Source organism: Leclercia adecarboxylata, assembly GCF_035787115.1.
Classification (GTDB): Bacteria; Pseudomonadota; Gammaproteobacteria; order Enterobacterales; family Enterobacteriaceae; genus Enterobacter; species Enterobacter adecarboxylatus_E.
In genome coordinates, this window is record NZ_JALKTL010000004.1 from 392,575 (window position 1) to 408,289 (window position 15,715).

Annotated in this window: 17 protein-coding genes, 1 tRNA gene and 1 rRNA gene; 11 read left to right on the plus strand and 8 right to left on the minus strand. The window is 53.4% G+C overall.

The window, feature by feature from the left end:
- Positions 1–12 precede the first annotated feature (12 nt).
- The 5 genes from MXM41_RS15730 to MXM41_RS15750 are packed head-to-tail and all read left to right on the plus strand — an operon-like array spanning position 13 to position 3,029.
- On the plus strand, positions 13–579 hold the full coding sequence (locus tag MXM41_RS15730; protein WP_325932950.1) for a YggT family protein: 567 nt from the start codon (positions 13–15) through the stop codon (positions 577–579).
- Positions 576–872: a DUF167 family protein YggU gene (gene yggU, locus MXM41_RS15735; protein ID WP_325932952.1), complete on the plus strand. Its 297-nt coding sequence runs from the start codon at positions 576–578 to the stop codon at positions 870–872. Before MXM41_RS15730 ends, yggU begins: the two co-directional genes overlap by 4 nt.
- A 3-nt stretch (positions 873–875) precedes the next feature.
- A complete protein-coding gene (locus tag MXM41_RS15740) occupies positions 876–1,469 on the plus strand; it encodes an XTP/dITP diphosphatase (RefSeq protein ID WP_325932954.1) in 594 nt (197 codons plus the stop codon).
- Entirely contained in the window at positions 1,462–2,610 is a 1,149-nt protein-coding gene (gene hemW / locus MXM41_RS15745; protein ID WP_325932955.1) for a radical SAM family heme chaperone HemW, read from the plus strand. The genes MXM41_RS15740 and hemW overlap by 8 nt, the downstream gene beginning before the upstream one ends.
- 56 nt (positions 2,611–2,666) lie before the next feature.
- On the plus strand, positions 2,667–3,029 hold the full coding sequence (locus MXM41_RS15750) for an endonuclease domain-containing protein (protein ID WP_325932957.1): 363 nt from the start codon (positions 2,667–2,669) through the stop codon (positions 3,027–3,029).
- A 474-nt stretch (positions 3,030–3,503) separates the two neighbouring features.
- On the opposite strand, the gene MXM41_RS15755 is transcribed toward MXM41_RS15750, so the two are convergent.
- Genes MXM41_RS15755 through trmB form a run of 3 tightly spaced genes read right to left on the minus strand, consistent with a single transcriptional unit; the run spans position 3,504 to position 5,322 of the window.
- Complete coding sequence (locus MXM41_RS15755) at positions 3,504–4,223, minus strand: DUF2884 domain-containing protein (RefSeq protein ID WP_325932959.1); 720 nt, start codon at positions 4,221–4,223, stop codon at positions 3,504–3,506.
- Positions 4,224–4,276: 53 nt separating this feature from the next.
- Positions 4,277–4,603, minus strand: a complete 327-nt coding sequence (locus tag MXM41_RS15760) for a YggL family protein (RefSeq protein WP_325932960.1) — start codon at positions 4,601–4,603, stop codon at positions 4,277–4,279.
- Complete coding sequence (trmB, locus tag MXM41_RS15765) at positions 4,603–5,322, minus strand: tRNA (guanosine(46)-N7)-methyltransferase TrmB (RefSeq protein WP_325932961.1); 720 nt, start codon at positions 5,320–5,322, stop codon at positions 4,603–4,605. Before trmB ends, MXM41_RS15760 begins: the two co-directional genes overlap by 1 nt.
- A 144-nt stretch (positions 5,323–5,466) precedes the next feature.
- Here trmB and mutY point away from each other — a divergent pair, with 144 nt between their 5' ends.
- The 4 genes from mutY (at position 5,467) to MXM41_RS15785 (ending at position 9,452) form a co-directional block, all read left to right on the plus strand.
- Entirely contained in the window at positions 5,467–6,519 is a 1,053-nt protein-coding gene (gene mutY, locus MXM41_RS15770; protein ID WP_325932962.1) for an A/G-specific adenine glycosylase, read from the plus strand.
- A 25-nt stretch (positions 6,520–6,544) separates the two neighbouring features.
- On the plus strand, positions 6,545–6,817 hold the full coding sequence (locus MXM41_RS15775; RefSeq protein WP_325932963.1) for an oxidative damage protection protein: 273 nt from the start codon (positions 6,545–6,547) through the stop codon (positions 6,815–6,817).
- 62 nt (positions 6,818–6,879) lie between these two features.
- Positions 6,880–7,959 (plus strand): membrane-bound lytic murein transglycosylase MltC, encoded by a 1,080-nt coding sequence (gene mltC / locus MXM41_RS15780; protein WP_325932964.1) that lies wholly within the window; start codon positions 6,880–6,882, stop codon positions 7,957–7,959.
- 236 nt (positions 7,960–8,195) lie between these two features.
- Positions 8,196–9,452: a nucleoside permease gene (locus MXM41_RS15785; RefSeq protein ID WP_325932966.1), complete on the plus strand. Its 1,257-nt coding sequence runs from the start codon at positions 8,196–8,198 to the stop codon at positions 9,450–9,452.
- Positions 9,453–9,489: 37 nt separating this feature from the next.
- Here MXM41_RS15785 and MXM41_RS15790 read toward each other — a convergent pair whose 3' ends face one another.
- Complete coding sequence (locus tag MXM41_RS15790; RefSeq protein ID WP_325932968.1) at positions 9,490–11,625, minus strand: ornithine decarboxylase; 2,136 nt, start codon at positions 11,623–11,625, stop codon at positions 9,490–9,492.
- A 398-nt stretch (positions 11,626–12,023) separates the two neighbouring features.
- On the opposite strand from MXM41_RS15790, the gene MXM41_RS15795 reads away from it, so the two are divergent.
- Together MXM41_RS15795 and MXM41_RS15800 are read left to right on the plus strand one after the other, a co-directional pair.
- Positions 12,024–12,734: a DUF554 domain-containing protein gene (locus tag MXM41_RS15795; protein ID WP_325932969.1), complete on the plus strand. Its 711-nt coding sequence runs from the start codon at positions 12,024–12,026 to the stop codon at positions 12,732–12,734.
- A gap of 95 nt (positions 12,735–12,829) precedes the next feature.
- Positions 12,830–12,905 (plus strand) — tRNA-Phe (locus MXM41_RS15800).
- A 221-nt stretch (positions 12,906–13,126) separates the two neighbouring features.
- On the opposite strand, the gene MXM41_RS15805 is transcribed toward MXM41_RS15800, so the two are convergent.
- The 4 genes from MXM41_RS15805 to rrf all read right to left on the minus strand — a co-directional run.
- Entirely contained in the window at positions 13,127–14,215 is a 1,089-nt protein-coding gene (locus MXM41_RS15805) for a YheC/YheD family protein (protein ID WP_325932970.1), read from the minus strand.
- 375 nt (positions 14,216–14,590) lie between these two features.
- The gene (locus MXM41_RS15810; RefSeq protein WP_325932971.1) at positions 14,591–14,932 is read right to left on the minus strand and encodes a DUF1971 domain-containing protein; all 342 of its coding nucleotides are present in this window, start codon (positions 14,930–14,932) and stop codon (positions 14,591–14,593) included.
- 115 nt (positions 14,933–15,047) lie between these two features.
- Entirely contained in the window at positions 15,048–15,503 is a 456-nt protein-coding gene (locus MXM41_RS15815) for a DUF4385 domain-containing protein (RefSeq protein ID WP_325932972.1), read from the minus strand.
- A gap of 106 nt (positions 15,504–15,609) precedes the next feature.
- Positions 15,610–15,715: ribosomal RNA gene (gene rrf / locus MXM41_RS15820) — 5S ribosomal RNA — on the minus strand; the annotation flags it as partial.

Here is a 15,715-nt window from a genome sequence, read left to right on the forward strand (position 1 = left end):
CTGAGGAACGCCATGAAGACGTTGACCTTCCTGCTCTCAACGGTCATTGAACTGTATACGATGGTGCTTTTGTTACGCGTCTGGATGCAGTGGGCCCGTTGTGATTTTTACAACCCCTTCTCACAGTTTGTCGTGAAAGTGACCCAGCCAATAGTCGGGCCGCTGCGTCGGGTGATCCCCCCGATGGGGCCCATCGACAGTGCCTCCCTGCTGGTAGCGCTGATCCTGTGCGTGGTGAAAGCGATCGTACTGTTTATGGTCATCACCTTCCAGCCGATCATCTGGATCGCGGCGGTACTGATCCTGATAAAAACCATCGGCCTGCTGATTTTCTGGGTCCTGCTGCTGATGGCGATCATGAGCTGGGTGAGCCAGGGCCGTAGTCCGGTGGAATATTCTCTTATTCAGCTCGCCGACCCGCTGCTGCGCCCGATCCGTAATCTGCTGCCAGCCATGGGCGGGATCGACTTCTCCCCGATGATCCTCGTACTGCTGCTGTACGTTATCAATATGGGCATCGCTGAACTGCTGCAGTCTACAGGCAACATCCTGCTGCCGGGGCTGTGGATGGCGCTATGAGTGCGGTCAGCACCTGCGCCGATGGGCTGGTTTTGCGGCTGTATATTCAGCCGAAAGCCAGCCGTGACACCATTACTGGACTGCATGGCGACGAAATAAAAGTCGCCATCACTGCCCCACCTGTGGACGGCCAGGCGAACGCCCATCTGGTTAAGTATCTGGCAAAGCAGTTTCGCGTCGCGAAAAGCCAGGTACTGATCGAGAAGGGTGAACTGGGGCGCCACAAGCAGGTCAAAATTCTTAATCCGCAACAAATCCCGACGGAAGTCGCGGCACTGATACAACAGGATTAACACATGCAAAAAGTTGTTCTCGCTACCGGTAACGCCGGTAAAGTGCGCGAGCTGGCCTCGCTGTTAAACGATTTTGGTCTGGATGTGGTAGCCCAGACCGAGCTGGGTGTGGACTCTGCAGAAGAGACCGGCCTGACCTTTATTGAAAACGCCATTCTGAAGGCGCGTCATGCGGCGCAGGTAACCGGCTTGCCGGCCATCGCCGATGACTCTGGCCTGGCGGTGGATGCCCTTGATGGCGCACCGGGCATTTACTCTGCTCGCTATTCCGGCGTCGATGCCAGCGACCAGCAGAACCTTGAGAAACTTCTGGAGACGCTCAAGGATGTGCCGGACGAGCAGCGCCAGGCGCAGTTCCACTGCGTACTGGTCTATATGCGTCATGCAGAAGATCCTACGCCTATCGTCTGCCACGGCAGCTGGCCGGGTGTGATTACCCGCGAGGCGGCAGGCAGTGGCGGCTTTGGCTACGATCCGATTTTCTTTGTCCCGACCGAGGGCAAAACCGCTGCGGAACTGACCCGCGAAGAAAAAAGCGCGATCTCCCATCGTGGGCGCGCCCTGAAACTGTTACTGGAAGCATTACGTAATGGCTAATTTGCCACCCCTGAGTCTTTATATTCACATCCCGTGGTGCGTGCAGAAGTGCCCGTACTGCGATTTCAACTCGCATGCGCTGAAAGGCGAAGTGCCTCATGACGATTATGTTCAGCATCTGCTGGCCGATCTGGACGCCGATGTACCTTACGCGCAGGGACGTGAAGTAAAGACCATTTTTATCGGTGGCGGTACGCCGAGCCTGCTTTCAGGCCCGGCGATGCAGACGCTGCTGGCTGGCGTGCGTGCACGCCTTACTCTGGCAGCGGATGCAGAAATTACCATGGAGGCCAATCCGGGCACGGTTGAGGCCGACCGTTTTGTCGACTATCAGCGCGCCGGGGTGAACCGTATCTCCATTGGCGTGCAGAGTTTCAGCGAGCCGAAATTAAAACGACTGGGGCGAATTCATGGCCCGGATGAGGCAAAGCGTGCCGCTCACCTGGCAACCGGTCTGGGATTGCGCAGCTTTAACCTCGACCTGATGCACGGCCTGCCGGATCAGTCTCTGGAAGAAGCGCTGGACGATCTGCGCCAGGCTATTGAGCTGAACCCGCCGCACCTCTCCTGGTATCAGCTGACGATTGAGCCCAACACGCTGTTTGGTTCGCGGCCGCCGGTTCTACCTGATGACGATGCGCTGTGGGATATTTTCGAGCAGGGCCACCAGCTACTGACCGCTGCCGGGTATCAACAGTATGAAACCTCGGCCTACGCTAAGCCGGGCTACCAGTGCCAGCACAACCTGAACTACTGGCGCTTTGGTGATTACTTAGGGATTGGCTGTGGCGCGCACGGCAAAGTGACCTTCCCGGACGGACGGATCCTGCGCACGGCCAAAACGCGTCATCCGCGTGGCTTTATGGAGGGACGCTATCTGGAGCGCAGCCACGACGTCGAAGCTGAAGATAAGCCGTTTGAGTTCTTTATGAACCGCTTCCGCCTGCTGGAGGCCGCGCCCCGCGTGGAGTTTACGCGGTATACCGGATTACCGGAGTCGGTCATTCGCCCGCAGATTGACGAAGCGCTGGCGCAGGGGTATCTCACTGAATGTGCTGATTACTGGAAAATAACCGAGCACGGCAAGCTGTTCTTAAACTCCCTTCTTGAGCTGTTCCTCGCCGAAGATTCTGAAGCCTGATTCAGGATTTTGCATCCCGTTCTGCTGGCTGAGGGAAAAGCTGGCAGAGTGCAGGGATGGAAATTATTCGTTCTTATGCAAAACAGCTCCGCCGTGAGCTGACCACAGAAGAGAGACGACTCTGGTATCTGTTACGCAGTCGCCGGTTCGCTCACTATAAATTTCGTCGCCAGCATCCTGCCGGGAATTACATTCTGGATTTCGTTTGTTGCGAGGCTCGCCTGGCGATTGAGCTGGATGGAGGACAACACGATGAAAGAGAAGAATATGACCGGGACAGAACCGCCTGGTTGAATCAGAGAGGCTGGACGGTGATTCGGTTCTGGAACAACGAACTGTGGAATAACGAGGAAGGGGTGTTGAATACAGTTTTAGAGAATCTGCAAACGCTTCTACCCTCACCCCGGCCCTCTCCCTGAAAGGGAGAGGGAGAAAACCACGCTATAACTCACCAGCGGTGGCAGACTGTTCCCTCTTCCCTCCGAAGAGAGGGGCAAACCACGCTATAACTCACCAGCGGTGGCAGACTGTTCCCTCTCCCCTCAGGGGAGAGGGGTAAACCACGCTATAACTCACCAGCGGTGGCAGACTGCCCCCTCTTCCCTCAAGGGAGAGGGGCAAACCACGCTATAACTCACCAGCGGTGGCAGACTGTTCCCTCTCCCCTCAGGGGAGAGGGGCAAACCACGCTATAACTCACCAGCGGTGGCAGACTGTTCCCTCTCCCTCAGGGGAGAGGGGCAAACCACGCTATAACTCACCAGCGGTGGCAGACTGTTCCCTCTCCCTCAGGGGAGAGGGGGCAAACCACGCTATAACTCACCAGCGGTGGCAGACTGTTTCCTCTCCCCTCAGGGGAGAGGGTTAGGGTGAGGGGCCCGGGCCGCACTAACCTACTTCAGCGTCCCCACCAGCGCCTTGCGGCTCTCTTCCAGCGACACCACGCGTTTGCACACGTCTTTACCGAATTTCTGGAAATCCGCTTCCTGGTTTTTCCATTCATTCTGGATCGCGGTTTGCAGGCCGCCCAGGCTACCCAGCACGCCCTGCAGCGGGTTGCCGCCGCCCTTCAGCACCGCTTTAGCGCCCATCTCATTAATGCTGTCCTGCAGGATGCCGCCCATCGCCTGATTTACCAGCTGCTGCCCGTTGGCGCGTACCTGGTCGATCGCCTGATAGTGGAACGTCAGGCCATCGGTACGATGTTCGATAATCTTGTTCATCTGCTCTTTTAACTGCGCGTCCAGTTTGGTCAGGCGCGAGCGCATATTGCTGCTCTCCCCGACCTCTTTTGCGATGATTTTATCCAGCGCGATACGGCCTTGTTCCACCCGCGTACGGGCGCCGTCATCGATCCACGGCAGCGCGCTACGCAGATCGGCCTGGTAATCTTTTGCCTGTTCGCGTTGGGCGGCGCTCAGCTGATACTGCTTGCCGTTAAACATGACGTTGCCGTCAGGCGTGAGTACCAGATTGCCGTTCTCACCTTTTACCTGCACGGTTTGCGGACTCAGGATCACATCGTCACGCGGCGTAACCTCGCATTTGTATTCTGCGTGTGCGGTCAGAGCCGTGGTCATTAAAGCCGCAGCGAGCAGCGTTTTGCGCATCATATATTCTCCCTCATACAAAATGGGCCAGCAATTGCTGGCCCTCTGATGCTTTATTAGTCCCACCAAATGTCGAAAAGTTCGCTGATGCGCACCTCTTCGAATTTGTGGTCTTCCAGCCACTTACGTACGATGGCCTGATGTTCTTCGGTGCACTTGCCGATCTCTTGTTTGCAGATCAAACCTTCCCACGCCAGGTAGCCGCTGCCGTCAAACGCCAGCTTATTCGGCTCGATGACTTCGTTGATGAAAGCATCCACGTCTTCATCAATTTTTTCTACGCTGGTGCCTTCCGGGAAACGCCATGCAACCGAAAAACCCATTTCCTGGAACTCGTCGATGTGCATTTTCTTACGCAGACGACGGCTACGGTTCTTTGCCATTATTTCACCCTCTCGAACATTAAGTCCCATACGCCGTGACCAAGACGATGGCCACGCTGTTCAAATTTGGTTACCGGACGTGATTCCGGACGCGGTACATAGTCGTTGCTCTGCGACTGGTTTTTATACCCGTCGAGCCCCGACATCACCTCCAGCATATGTTCCGCATACTGTTCCCAGTCGGTCGCCATATGGAAAACGCCACCCAGCTTCAGTTTGCTTCTGAGAAGTTCAGCAAACGGCGCCTGAACGATACGGCGTTTATTATGACGTGCTTTGTGCCAGGGGTCAGGGAAAAAGAGCTGAACCATGCAGAGAGAATTGTCAGGGATCATCTTGTGCAGCACTTCTACCGCGTCATGACACATCACGCGCAGATTCTCGACACCCTCTTCATGAGCGGTCGCCAGGCAAGCACCCACACCCGGGGAGTGCACTTCAATACCGAGGAAGTTCTGCTCCGGGCGCGCTTTTGCCATCGTTACCAGCGAAGCGCCCATGCCGAAACCGATCTCCAGCGTAATCGGCGCGTCGCGGCCAAACAGTTTCACAAAGTCGAGCGGCTGTTCGGTGAACTCAACGCCCATCACCGGCCAGTAGTTATCCAGCGCGTGCTGCTGCCCTTTTGTCAGGCGCCCCTGACGGCGGACAAAGCTGCGAATACGGCGCAGCGGGCGGCCATTTTCATCAAATTCCGGTGATATGACGTCGTTTTTCATAAAAGAGTAGTCTGCTTGTGAGAATGTTCGGGAAACGGGCATTATCCAAAGTTAATGACCGGATGCAAGCATGGGAAAGATCCGGTTTACAGCCGCAGGCCTCTGTGCTGCAATCTGCGTCCCTGATATCGCGAAGCGAAGACCATGCAAGCCTCTCAATTTTCAGCCCAGGTGCTGGACTGGTACGACAAATACGGGCGTAAAACCCTGCCCTGGCAAACTGAAAAAACACCCTACAAAGTATGGCTTTCAGAGGTGATGTTGCAACAAACGCAGGTCGCGACTGTTATACCTTACTTTGAGCGCTTTATGGCGCGTTTCCCGACGGTAACCGATCTGGCAAATGCACCGCTGGATGAAGTGTTGCATCTGTGGACCGGCCTCGGCTATTACGCCCGCGCCCGCAATCTGCACAAAGCCGCACAGCAGGTGGTGTCGCTGCACAATGGCGTCTTCCCGGAGACCTTCGATGAAGTGGCCGCCCTGCCGGGCGTCGGGCGCTCCACCGCCGGGGCGATCCTCTCCCTTTCACTGGGCAAACATTTCCCTATTCTCGACGGCAACGTAAAACGCGTGCTGGCGCGCTGCTATGCTGTCAGCGGCTGGCCGGGAAAAAAAGAGGTGGAGAAACGCCTGTGGGAGATCAGCGAGACAGTAACCCCCGCCAACGGCGTTGAACGTTTTAACCAGGCGATGATGGATTTAGGGGCGATGGTCTGCACCCGCTCAAAGCCCAAATGCGAACTCTGCCCGCTGAATAATCTGTGTGTGGCCTATGCTAACCAGTCCTGGGCGCAGTATCCCGGTAAAAAACCGAAGCAGACGCTGCCGGAGCGTACCGGCTATTTTCTGCTGATGCAGCACGAAGAAACCGTGTACCTCGCCCAGCGTCCACCAAGTGGATTATGGGGTGGCCTGTTCTGCTTCCCGCAGTTTGACGATGAGGCCGGACTGCGCGTCTGGCTGGCGCAGCGCGGCATCAGCGCCGATACTCTTGTGCAGCTCACCGCGTTTCGCCATACCTTCAGCCATTTCCATCTGGATATTGTTCCGATGTGGCTTCCCGTGTCCTCATTCACGGCGTGCATGGATGAAGGCAACGCTCTCTGGTATAACTTAGCGCAACCGCCGTCAGTGGGGCTGGCTGCTCCCGTAGAGCGCCTGTTACAGCAATTACGTGTCGGGGCAACGGCTTAGCTCCGGGCGACAAAGAGGAATCAGTATGGCCAGAACAATTTTTTGTACCTTCCTGCAACGCGACGCAGAAGGCCAGGACTTCCAGCTCTATCCAGGCGAGCTGGGTAAACGCATCTATAACGAAATCTCAAAAGAGGCGTGGGCGCAGTGGCAACACAAGCAAACCATGCTGATTAACGAGCGTAAGCTCAACATGATGAACGTTGAACACCGTAAACAGCTTGAAGAGGAGATGGTGAACTTCCTGTTTGAAGGTAAAGACGTTCATATCGAAGGTTATACGCCGCCAGAAAAATAATACCCAGCGGGCGGATGCCCGGCATCCGCCCCGGAACAAACACAACATGCACTCCAGGAATGATGAAAAAATTTTTAGCGCTTGCTCTTGTTGCACCGTTACTTGTTTCGTGTTCCTCCAGTAAAAAAGGCGATAGCTATAACGAAGCCTGGGTAAAGGACACCAACGGTTTTGACATTCTGATGGGGCAGTTCGCCCATAACATCGAAAACATATGGGGATTTAACGAAGTTCTGATTGCCGGACCGAAGGACTACGTTAAATACACCGACGCCTACCAGACCCGCAGCCACATTAACTTTGACGAGGGGACGATCACCGTCGAGACCATCGCCGGAACCGATCCTGCGGCGCGTTTGCGCGAGGCGATCGTGAAAACGCTGCTGATGGGCGACGATCCGGGCTCTATCGATCTTTATTCCGACGCTGACGACATCACTATCTCGAGAGAACCCTTCCTCTATGGTCAGGTGGTGGATCAAACCGGCCAGTCCATTCGCTGGGAAGGCCGCGCCAACAACTTTGCCAATTATCTGCTGCAGACGCGCCTTAAAAGCCGTAGCAACGGCCTGCGCGTAATCTACAGCGTGACCATCAACCTGGTGCCAAACCACCTCGATAAGCGTGCACATAAATATGTCGGGATGGTGCGCCAGGCCTCACGTAAATATGGCGTCGATGAGTCGCTGATTCTGGCGATCATGCAGACCGAATCGTCTTTCAACCCGTATGCAGTGAGCCGTTCCGACGCGCTGGGCCTGATGCAGGTTGTGCAGCACAGCGCCGGAAAAGATGTGTTCCGCTCGCAGGGGAGGTCCGGCACGCCGAGTCGTAGCTATCTTTTCGATCCCGCCAGTAATATTGATACCGGCACGGCCTATCTGGCGATGCTGAACAACGTTTACCTGAGCGGTATCGATAACCCAACCTCGCGCCGCTACGCGGTGATTATCGCCTATAACGGCGGCGCAGGCAGCGTGCTGCGCGTCTTCTCCAGTGATAAAGTCCAGGCGGCAAACATCATTAACAGCATGTCGCCAGGGGATGTTTATCAGACCCTCACCAGCCGTCACCCCTCCGCAGAGTCCCGCCGCTACCTGTACAAGGTCAATACGGCTCAAAAGAGCTATCGCAGAAAGTAGTGTGACTATTTTTACCCTCTCCTTTCCGGAGAGGGTAAAGATTCAGCCCTTTCTTGCCCCGGCATCCATAGGAAATTGTTATTTGCATCACAATCCAAACTGCAAATTAATGTTGATTGCATTTTTTTGCGGGAGGTAACAAAACATCACGCCACTCGCTGATAGAATTGCATCAAATACAAAACCCAAATGTTTCTACACCAACATACAGCCCGCTCTCTTGTGAGGAAAGTAACATGAACCTTAAGCTGCAGCTTAAAATCTTGTCGTTTCTGCAGTTCTGTCTGTGGGGGAGCTGGCTAACCACGCTCGGCTCCTACATGTTTGTCACGCTCAAATTCGATGGCGCCTCTATCGGCGCTGTCTATAGCTCTCTGGGTATTGCCGCGGTATTTATGCCGACTCTGCTCGGGATCGTGGCGGACAAATGGATCAGCGCGAAGTGGCTCTATGCGCTTTGTCATCTGGTGGGGGCAGGTACGCTGTTTATGGCGGCCGAAGTCACCACGCCGGGAGCGATGTTTATAGTGATCCTGCTTAACTCGCTGGCCTATATGCCAACGTTGGGGCTGGTCAACACCATCTCCTACTATCGCCTGAAAACGGCGGGCCTGGACATCGTGACCGACTTCCCGCCGATCCGTATCTGGGGCACCATCGGCTTTATTATGGCGATGTGGGCGGTGAGCTTCTCCGGCTTCGAGCTTAGCCATATGCAGCTTTATATCGGTGCGGCGCTCTCCATTGTTCTGGTGCTGTTCACCCTGACCCTGCCGCACATTCCGGTCTCTAACCAGCAGAAAAACCAGAGCTGGAGTTCAATGCTTGGCCTGGACGCGTTCGCGCTGTTTAAAAACAAACGCATGGCGATCTTCTTCATCTTCTCCATGCTGCTGGGCGCGGAGCTACAGATCACTAACATGTTCGGCAACACCTTCCTGCACAGCTTCGATAACGACCCGATGTTCTCCGGCAGCTTTATCGTTGAACACGCGTCGGTGATGATGTCGATTTCCCAGATCTCCGAAACGCTGTTCATCCTGACCATCCCGTTCTTCCTGAGCCGCTACGGCATTAAGAACGTCATGATGATCAGTATTTTTGCGTGGATGCTGCGCTTCGGTCTGTTCGCTTACGGCGATCCGTCTGCCTTCGGTACCGTGCTGCTGGTTCTGTCGATGATTGTCTACGGCTGCGCCTTCGACTTCTTCAACATCTCCGGTTCCGTATTTGTGGAAAAAGAGGTACGTCCGGAAATCCGTGCCAGCGCCCAGGGTATGTTCCTGATGATGACCAACGGCTTCGGCTGTATTCTCGGCGGCGTGGTGAGCGGCAAGGTGGTGGAGATGTATACCACCAACGGTATTACCGACTGGCAGCCTGTTTGGCTGATCTTTGCAGGCTACTCGCTGGTGCTGGCCTTCGCGTTCATGGTGCTGTTCAAGTACAAACATGTTCGTACGCCAACGGGTGCGCAGACTGTCGCACATTAATCGGCTACGTCCCCCTCCTTGCGGAGGGGGATTTTTTTTACTTCAGCACATAACCGTACAAACGTTTAATGCCATCCGCATCCTTCTCGCTGTATACGCCCTGCAGTTCCGGTGAAAAGCCTGGCAGCAGATTGACGCCCTCTTCCAGCGCCAGGAAGTAACGCTGCACCGCGCCACCCCACAGCTCACCCGGCACCACGCACAGCACACCTGGTGGGTATGGCAGCGCCCCTTCCGCGGCGATGCGCCCTTCGGCTTCGCTGATGCGCACCAGCTCGACGTTACCGCGAATAAAGGCCTGGTTAGCATCCTGCGGGTTCAACGCTACGGTGGGCAGGCTCTCTTTACGGAACATCGCTTTCTGTAGATCTTTCACATCAAAGCTGACATACAGATCGTGCATCTCCTGACAGAGCTGACGCAGCGTGTAGTCCCGGTAGCGCACCGGATATTTGTTCCAGATGGTCGGCAGAACGTCCGCCAGCGGGGTATCGTCTTCAATGTGCTGCTCGAACTGCGCCAGCATCGCCACGAGCTGGGCCAGCTTCTCGGCACTCTCTGCCGGTGTCAGCAGGAAAAGAATGGAATTGAGATCGCACTTCTCCGGGACGATGCCTTTTTCACGCAGGTAGTGCGCCAGTATGGTTGCAGGGATCCCAAACCCGGTATATTCCCCACTTTCGGCGTCGATGCCCGGCGTGGTCAGCAGCAGCTTGCAGGGGTCGACAAAATATTGCCGATCGGCATAGCCCTCAAAACCGTGCCATTTTGCGCCCGGCTCAAAGCTGAAGAAACGCAGCTCGCTGGCAATCGCATGGGTCGGGTGATCCTGCCATGGACGCCCCGCCACAACCGGCGGGATAAACGGCTTAATCATCTTGCAGTTGGCGATAATCGCCTTGCGCGCTTCAATGCCCAACTCAACGCACTCTGCCCACAGCCGACGTCCACTCTCCCCTTCGTGGATCTTGGCATTAACATCGAGGGCCGCAAACAGCGGATAGAACGGACTGGTTGAAGCGTGCAGCATGAACGCGTTGTTAAGGCGCTTGTGCGGGCAGAAACGCGCCTGACCGCGGATATGGTTATCCTTTTTGTGGATTTGCGAGGTCTGCGAGAACCCGGCCTGCTGCTTGTGTACCGACTGGGTGACGAAGATCCCAGGATCATTCGCATTCAGCTCCAGCAGCAACGGAGAGCTGTCGGCCATCATTGGGATAAACTGCTCGTAGCCTACCCACGCGGAGTCGAAGAGGATGTAGTCGCACAGCGAACCAATCTTATCGACCACCTGACGAGCGTTATAGATGGTGCCGTCATAGGTGCCGAGCTGGATCACCGCCAGACGGAATGGACGCGCTTCACCGGCCTTTTCCGGGGCGACGTCGCGGATTAGGTCCCGCAGGTACGCCTCGTCAAAACAGCGATCGTCGATGCCGCCAATAAAGCCAAACGGATTGCGTGCCGCTTCAAGATAGACCGGCGTCGCACCGGCCTGAATCAGCGCGCCATGATGGTTGGACTTATGGTTGTTGCGGTCAAACAGCACCAGATCGCCACGGGTCAGCAGCGCATTGGTCACCACCTTGTTGGCCGCCGAGGTACCATTGAGAACGAAATAGGTTTTATCGGCGTTAAACACCTTCGCCGCGAACTTTTGCGCATGCTTGGCAGAACCTTCATGAATCAGCAGATCGCCGAGCTTCACGTCGGCGTTGCACATATCGGCACGAAAGACGTTCTCACCGAAGAAATCAAAGAACTGACGGCCTGCAGGGTGTTTCTTAAAGAACGCGCCGTGCTGGTGACCCGGACAGGCAAAGGTGCTGTTGTCCATCGCCACGTACTGGCTGAGGGTGTCAAAAAACGGCGGCAGCAGGTTCTCTTCGTAGCGACAGGCAGCCGCTTCCAGCTCTAACCACTCCTGCGCTTTGCCATCGATCACCGCATCGACACCCGCAGGCGTTTCAACCGGCTCGGTTGAGAACATATAAACAGGTAAATGGAAACCGGTGCGTTTCAGTAACGCGAGGATGCCGCTGTGACTTTCAGCGACGGTAATGACGACTGCCGCCACATCCGTAAAATCTGTGTTATCCAGCGTTACCACTTCCCGGTGCGTGGATAAAGCGGACGCCAGCTCACGGCTGACGGCAATTTTCATTGATTTCATAAGCGCAAATACCCGTGTAAGGCGAGAAAAAGCCCCGGACAGGGAATCCCCCTGCCCAACGAATGTGTCTGACCGGAGTTCAGCTCCGACCGCCAGACATCAGTAAAAGCAGAACGCGTCTGGTTTTACTGTTGTCCTGCAGTGAGCCTGCGTTACCCTCACCGCATGGTGAGCGTAGAATAAGACGTGTCGATACGGCCAGCCATTCGCGCAGCGAGAGAAATTCTGTTCATTGGCGGCCCCATATCTGAGAGGAGAAAATTCGCGCAATAATGTCACCTTTCGCCAGAGGGCGCAAGGAGGAATCATTATGCAAAAAACAGCATTATATTTGGCGATTACCCACTGAAAAGAGTAATAATAATGCAATATCAATGCGTAAATAACAGGAGCTCGCAGTGGTTATTGGACCATTTATTAATGCAGGTGCCGTGCTGCTGGGCGGCGTACTGGGTGCCGTAGTAAGCCAGCGATTACCGGAGCGTATTCGCTCCTCAATGCCCTCTATTTTCGGTCTGGCCTCACTGGGAATCGGTATTCTGCTGGTGATCAAGTGTGCCAACCTGCCGGTGATGGTGCTGGCAACGCTACTCGGGGCGCTGATCGGCGAGTTTTGCTATCTGGAAAAAGGCATTAACGGTGCCGTCAGCAAAGCGAAAGATTTGCTTTCCCGGGGGAAACAGAAAGGCGGTGGGCACGACGCATTTATTCAGAACTATGTCGCCATCATTATTCTGTTTTGCGCCAGCGGCACGGGGATTTTTGGCTCTATGCAGGAGGGAATGACCGGCGACCCCAGTATCCTTATTGCCAAAGCCTTTCTTGATTTCTTTACCGCCACTATCTTTGCCACCACATTGGGTGTCGCTGTCGCCGCCATTTGCGTGCCAATGCTGCTTATCCAGCTCGCTCTTGCAACCTGTGCCACGCTAATATTGCCGCTGACCACTCCGGCAATGATGGCTGACTTCACCGCCGTTGGCGGCCTGTTGCTGCTGGCGACGGGTCTGCGGATCTGCGGTATTAAGATGTTTGCGGTGGTGAATATGTTGCCTGCGCTGGTGATCGCTATGCCGCTCTCTGCCCTGTGGACAGCCCTTTTTGCCTGAGATCGCAGCAAAATGGCGACAGAGTGTGCGGTCAGTAACGAAATCAACAAATTTCGTTGACGGCACGAGACGGATCGGGTTTAATGCGCCCCGTTGCCCGGATAGCTCAGTCGGTAGAGCAGGGGATTGAAAATCCCCGTGTCCTTGGTTCGATTCCGAGTCCGGGCACCACTATTTAGAAAAACCAGCCTACGGGCTGGTTTTTTGCTTCTGGAAAGCCGGACTCTTCATCGAACTACGTTCGATTATTCGCCGCCAGCGGCTCACCCCTCCGGGGCCAGCGCGATAAACGCGCTGTTCAACGCCTTCGGCGTTAGTCCGGGTCCGGGCACCACTATTCAGAGAACCCAGCCTATGGCTGGGTTTTTGCTTTTCAGCGTTCCGGTAGAGCGTTACGCTCCGTTAACGCATAAGGCTACTGATCCCGGTTTATTTTGACGACACTGTATATAATCACGAGCCAACCAGACAGCATATTCCATACGTGGAATCGCGGCTGTCAGTTCAAAAAATGTTGCTCCCGGAAAGCTATTAATTTCAAAAATCCATAATTTGCCATCACGATCTATCCCGATATCAATACCTAAAGCATCAATCATAAACTCTGGATACAACGACTGGAACTTGTCAGGGAATGTATTGGCAAGCTCTTTAAGCTCACTCAAAATCTGACGCCCTTTCACCTCGCCAAATTGCGTGCGCAAGAATGTATTTGCTGCTGCTATGCTCCCGCCGGCAGAGATATTAGAGACAATCGAATCTCCAGCGCCAATTCGGGCATACATTTTCACAAGCCGCCACCGGGCTCCGTAACCACGTCGAACATGAATTCTAATATCAAAAGGGAGCCCATGACGACTTCGACTCTCAATATAATTTTGTAGTAAATATTGCTTACTGCTTATGTGTTCATTATAAAAACCAGCTAAATCAGCCATATTCAGCGTACTCGTCGTACCAGAGTGATTCACATTGAATCCCTTACTGGTTCGCTCAAAGTAACTGACCTGGTTTCCGCGAGAGCCGCGCATAGGTTTGACAACGAATTTTTCAAATGAAGTAACAGCGCCGGTAAAATCGGAAAGTGAGTTAATTGAGTAATCTGGAATCAATAAGTTACCATAGAGTCCAGATTTTTTTAGGCGATTAAAGGTCGTTAATTTCCCTCCTAATGAATGCATCGTAAATGGCGCATTCTCAGTAATTGCCGCAAACACTTCTTTTTTCCTGAGAGAACGCTCATCATTTTCAATGACATCAGGAAAATCGCATACAGCTGAGTGCCACTGACCTTCGGCATAGTGTAATGCCTTTACCTTTTTATTCTTTACATCAACGTCTTCGGGCGTAAAGTAAATTAATTTAGCATTCAGCATTGCAGCAGCATGAGCATTGGCAACAATATTATTACCCGGTCGCCCACCCCCACGAATCATTCCTACAACCAGTGGTCTATCCTTAGATAAGCGTGGTTCATCCATTTTTCTTGTCCTTTAGAAATAGAAATCAACGTCCATTTAAGAGAATTTTTGTATATAACTCTTTAATTTATTTTATTGTAACCAACAGATTTTGCGTAATATACCTAAGAAGGTTCTAAACGCATGGGTTTTGACATTCTATGCAAGGTATCGCTGTTGAATAAACAAAACAATAACCCTGGTGTGATGAAGTGTAATAATTTATATAAGGATGTACAGCAACAGGAAAACGGACAGGCTTCTTCTGAGTTTCCTTATTCAGAATCAACAGCCAGGTGAAACACATCTCATTACAAAACTGACACGGGTTTTGAAAATTCCGTGTCAGTGGCTCGATTATTTACCGCATACGGCTTCTTTAGTGAGAAGCCGGCATTACGCTTTTTTAGCGCTATACACTTCCTCACCGGAAAATGTCGGTTCGGCCCAGAAATTGATATTGAACTGTGCATCGTCCGTCATCTCAATACGGTGCCAGTACTGCGGTGGGCTGGTGGCGAAGCTACCGGCGTTAATCACAACTTTCACTTCCGGCTCGGTCGCCTCAGCATTTGCGAAGCCATAATAGGTCACCGTTCCTTCCATCACGCATAGTTGACCGAAAATACCGGCAGCGGTGTTGTGGTGGCTCAGAAGGGCGGCTGGAACGTTATCTTTAGTAAAAAAGGGCGTTGAACGTTTGATTGTCCAGTTTTTAGGGATTCTGTGATGGCTCATAATTATCTCCGGCTTTAAACATGCATTTAAATACACCTTTATTTTTTGCCCGTAAAGAAAATTTGATAATAAATCTCATTTACATCAAAAGCCGAGGTCATATCAGGTAAAGCCCTTATCCCCACTTTTTCTGATGTGCTTGTTTTCTTTGTAAATAATCATCATCGGCACGAATTTTATCCCACCATCCTTTAAAAACTTTTGCCGCTTCAGCTTTCACGGGATCGTGATCTAAAGGACGAACATTACGATCATCATCGTACTTCTTCCCGCCTTTATGATTGGCATAGCGTCTGGCGCGGGTGTAACCCATCTGGATAAATTTTCTGGCCATATCCATGCCAACGAAATCGTCCTGCTGGCGGTATTGCTCAAATAGCGCATAGATCTCCTGAGCAGACTTTTTCGCAACCTCAGCATTTTTATAGCGCCAGTGGGGCAGAATTTCGCTCTTATAGGGTTCAACCAGCAAAACCCCCTGCTCTCCCCGCCCCACCTGATAGCGTTCAGGATGGTCACGAAAGTTTATGTTGGCGAAATCTTGTTGGTAGTTAAATGGGGGGTTCGGCAAAATAACCTCGCTAATGATGCATATCCAGTTATTTTAGCCATAAATTATTGAATTTGCCCCAACGCAAAAAGCCCGTCCTTGCGGACGGGCTTTCGGCTTGTTTGATGCCTGGCAGTTCCCTACTCTCGCATGGGGAGACCCCACACTACCATCGGCGCTACGGCGTTTCACTTCTGAGTTCGGCATGGGGTCAGGTGGGACCACCGCGCTAC

Excerpts from the sequence above, each read along its gene's own strand:
- MXM41_RS15740 (WP_325932954.1), top strand. The coding sequence starts at position 876 with ATGCAAAAAGTTGTTCTCGCTACCGGTAACGCCGGTAAAGTGCGCGAG.
- mutY (WP_325932962.1), top strand. The coding sequence starts at position 5,467 with ATGCAAGCCTCTCAATTTTCAGCCCAGGTGCTGGACTGGTACGACAAA.
- trmB (WP_325932961.1), bottom strand. The coding sequence starts at position 5,322 with ATGAAAAACGACGTCATATCACCGGAATTTGATGAAAATGGCCGCCCG.
- MXM41_RS15775 (WP_325932963.1), top strand. The coding sequence starts at position 6,545 with ATGGCCAGAACAATTTTTTGTACCTTCCTGCAACGCGACGCAGAAGGC.
- mltC (WP_325932964.1), top strand. The coding sequence starts at position 6,880 with ATGAAAAAATTTTTAGCGCTTGCTCTTGTTGCACCGTTACTTGTTTCG.
- MXM41_RS15750 (WP_325932957.1), top strand. The coding sequence starts at position 2,667 with ATGGAAATTATTCGTTCTTATGCAAAACAGCTCCGCCGTGAGCTGACC.
- MXM41_RS15790 (WP_325932968.1), bottom strand. The coding sequence starts at position 11,625 with ATGAAATCAATGAAAATTGCCGTCAGCCGTGAGCTGGCGTCCGCTTTA.
- MXM41_RS15785 (WP_325932966.1), top strand. The coding sequence starts at position 8,196 with ATGAACCTTAAGCTGCAGCTTAAAATCTTGTCGTTTCTGCAGTTCTGT.
- MXM41_RS15810 (WP_325932971.1), bottom strand. The coding sequence starts at position 14,932 with ATGAGCCATCACAGAATCCCTAAAAACTGGACAATCAAACGTTCAACG.
- yggU (WP_325932952.1), top strand. The coding sequence starts at position 576 with ATGAGTGCGGTCAGCACCTGCGCCGATGGGCTGGTTTTGCGGCTGTAT.
- MXM41_RS15805 (WP_325932970.1), bottom strand. The coding sequence starts at position 14,215 with ATGGATGAACCACGCTTATCTAAGGATAGACCACTGGTTGTAGGAATG.
- MXM41_RS15760 (WP_325932960.1), bottom strand. The coding sequence starts at position 4,603 with ATGGCAAAGAACCGTAGCCGTCGTCTGCGTAAGAAAATGCACATCGAC.
- MXM41_RS15755 (WP_325932959.1), bottom strand. The coding sequence starts at position 4,223 with ATGATGCGCAAAACGCTGCTCGCTGCGGCTTTAATGACCACGGCTCTG.
- MXM41_RS15730 (WP_325932950.1), top strand. The coding sequence starts at position 13 with ATGAAGACGTTGACCTTCCTGCTCTCAACGGTCATTGAACTGTATACG.
- hemW (WP_325932955.1), top strand. The coding sequence starts at position 1,462 with ATGGCTAATTTGCCACCCCTGAGTCTTTATATTCACATCCCGTGGTGC.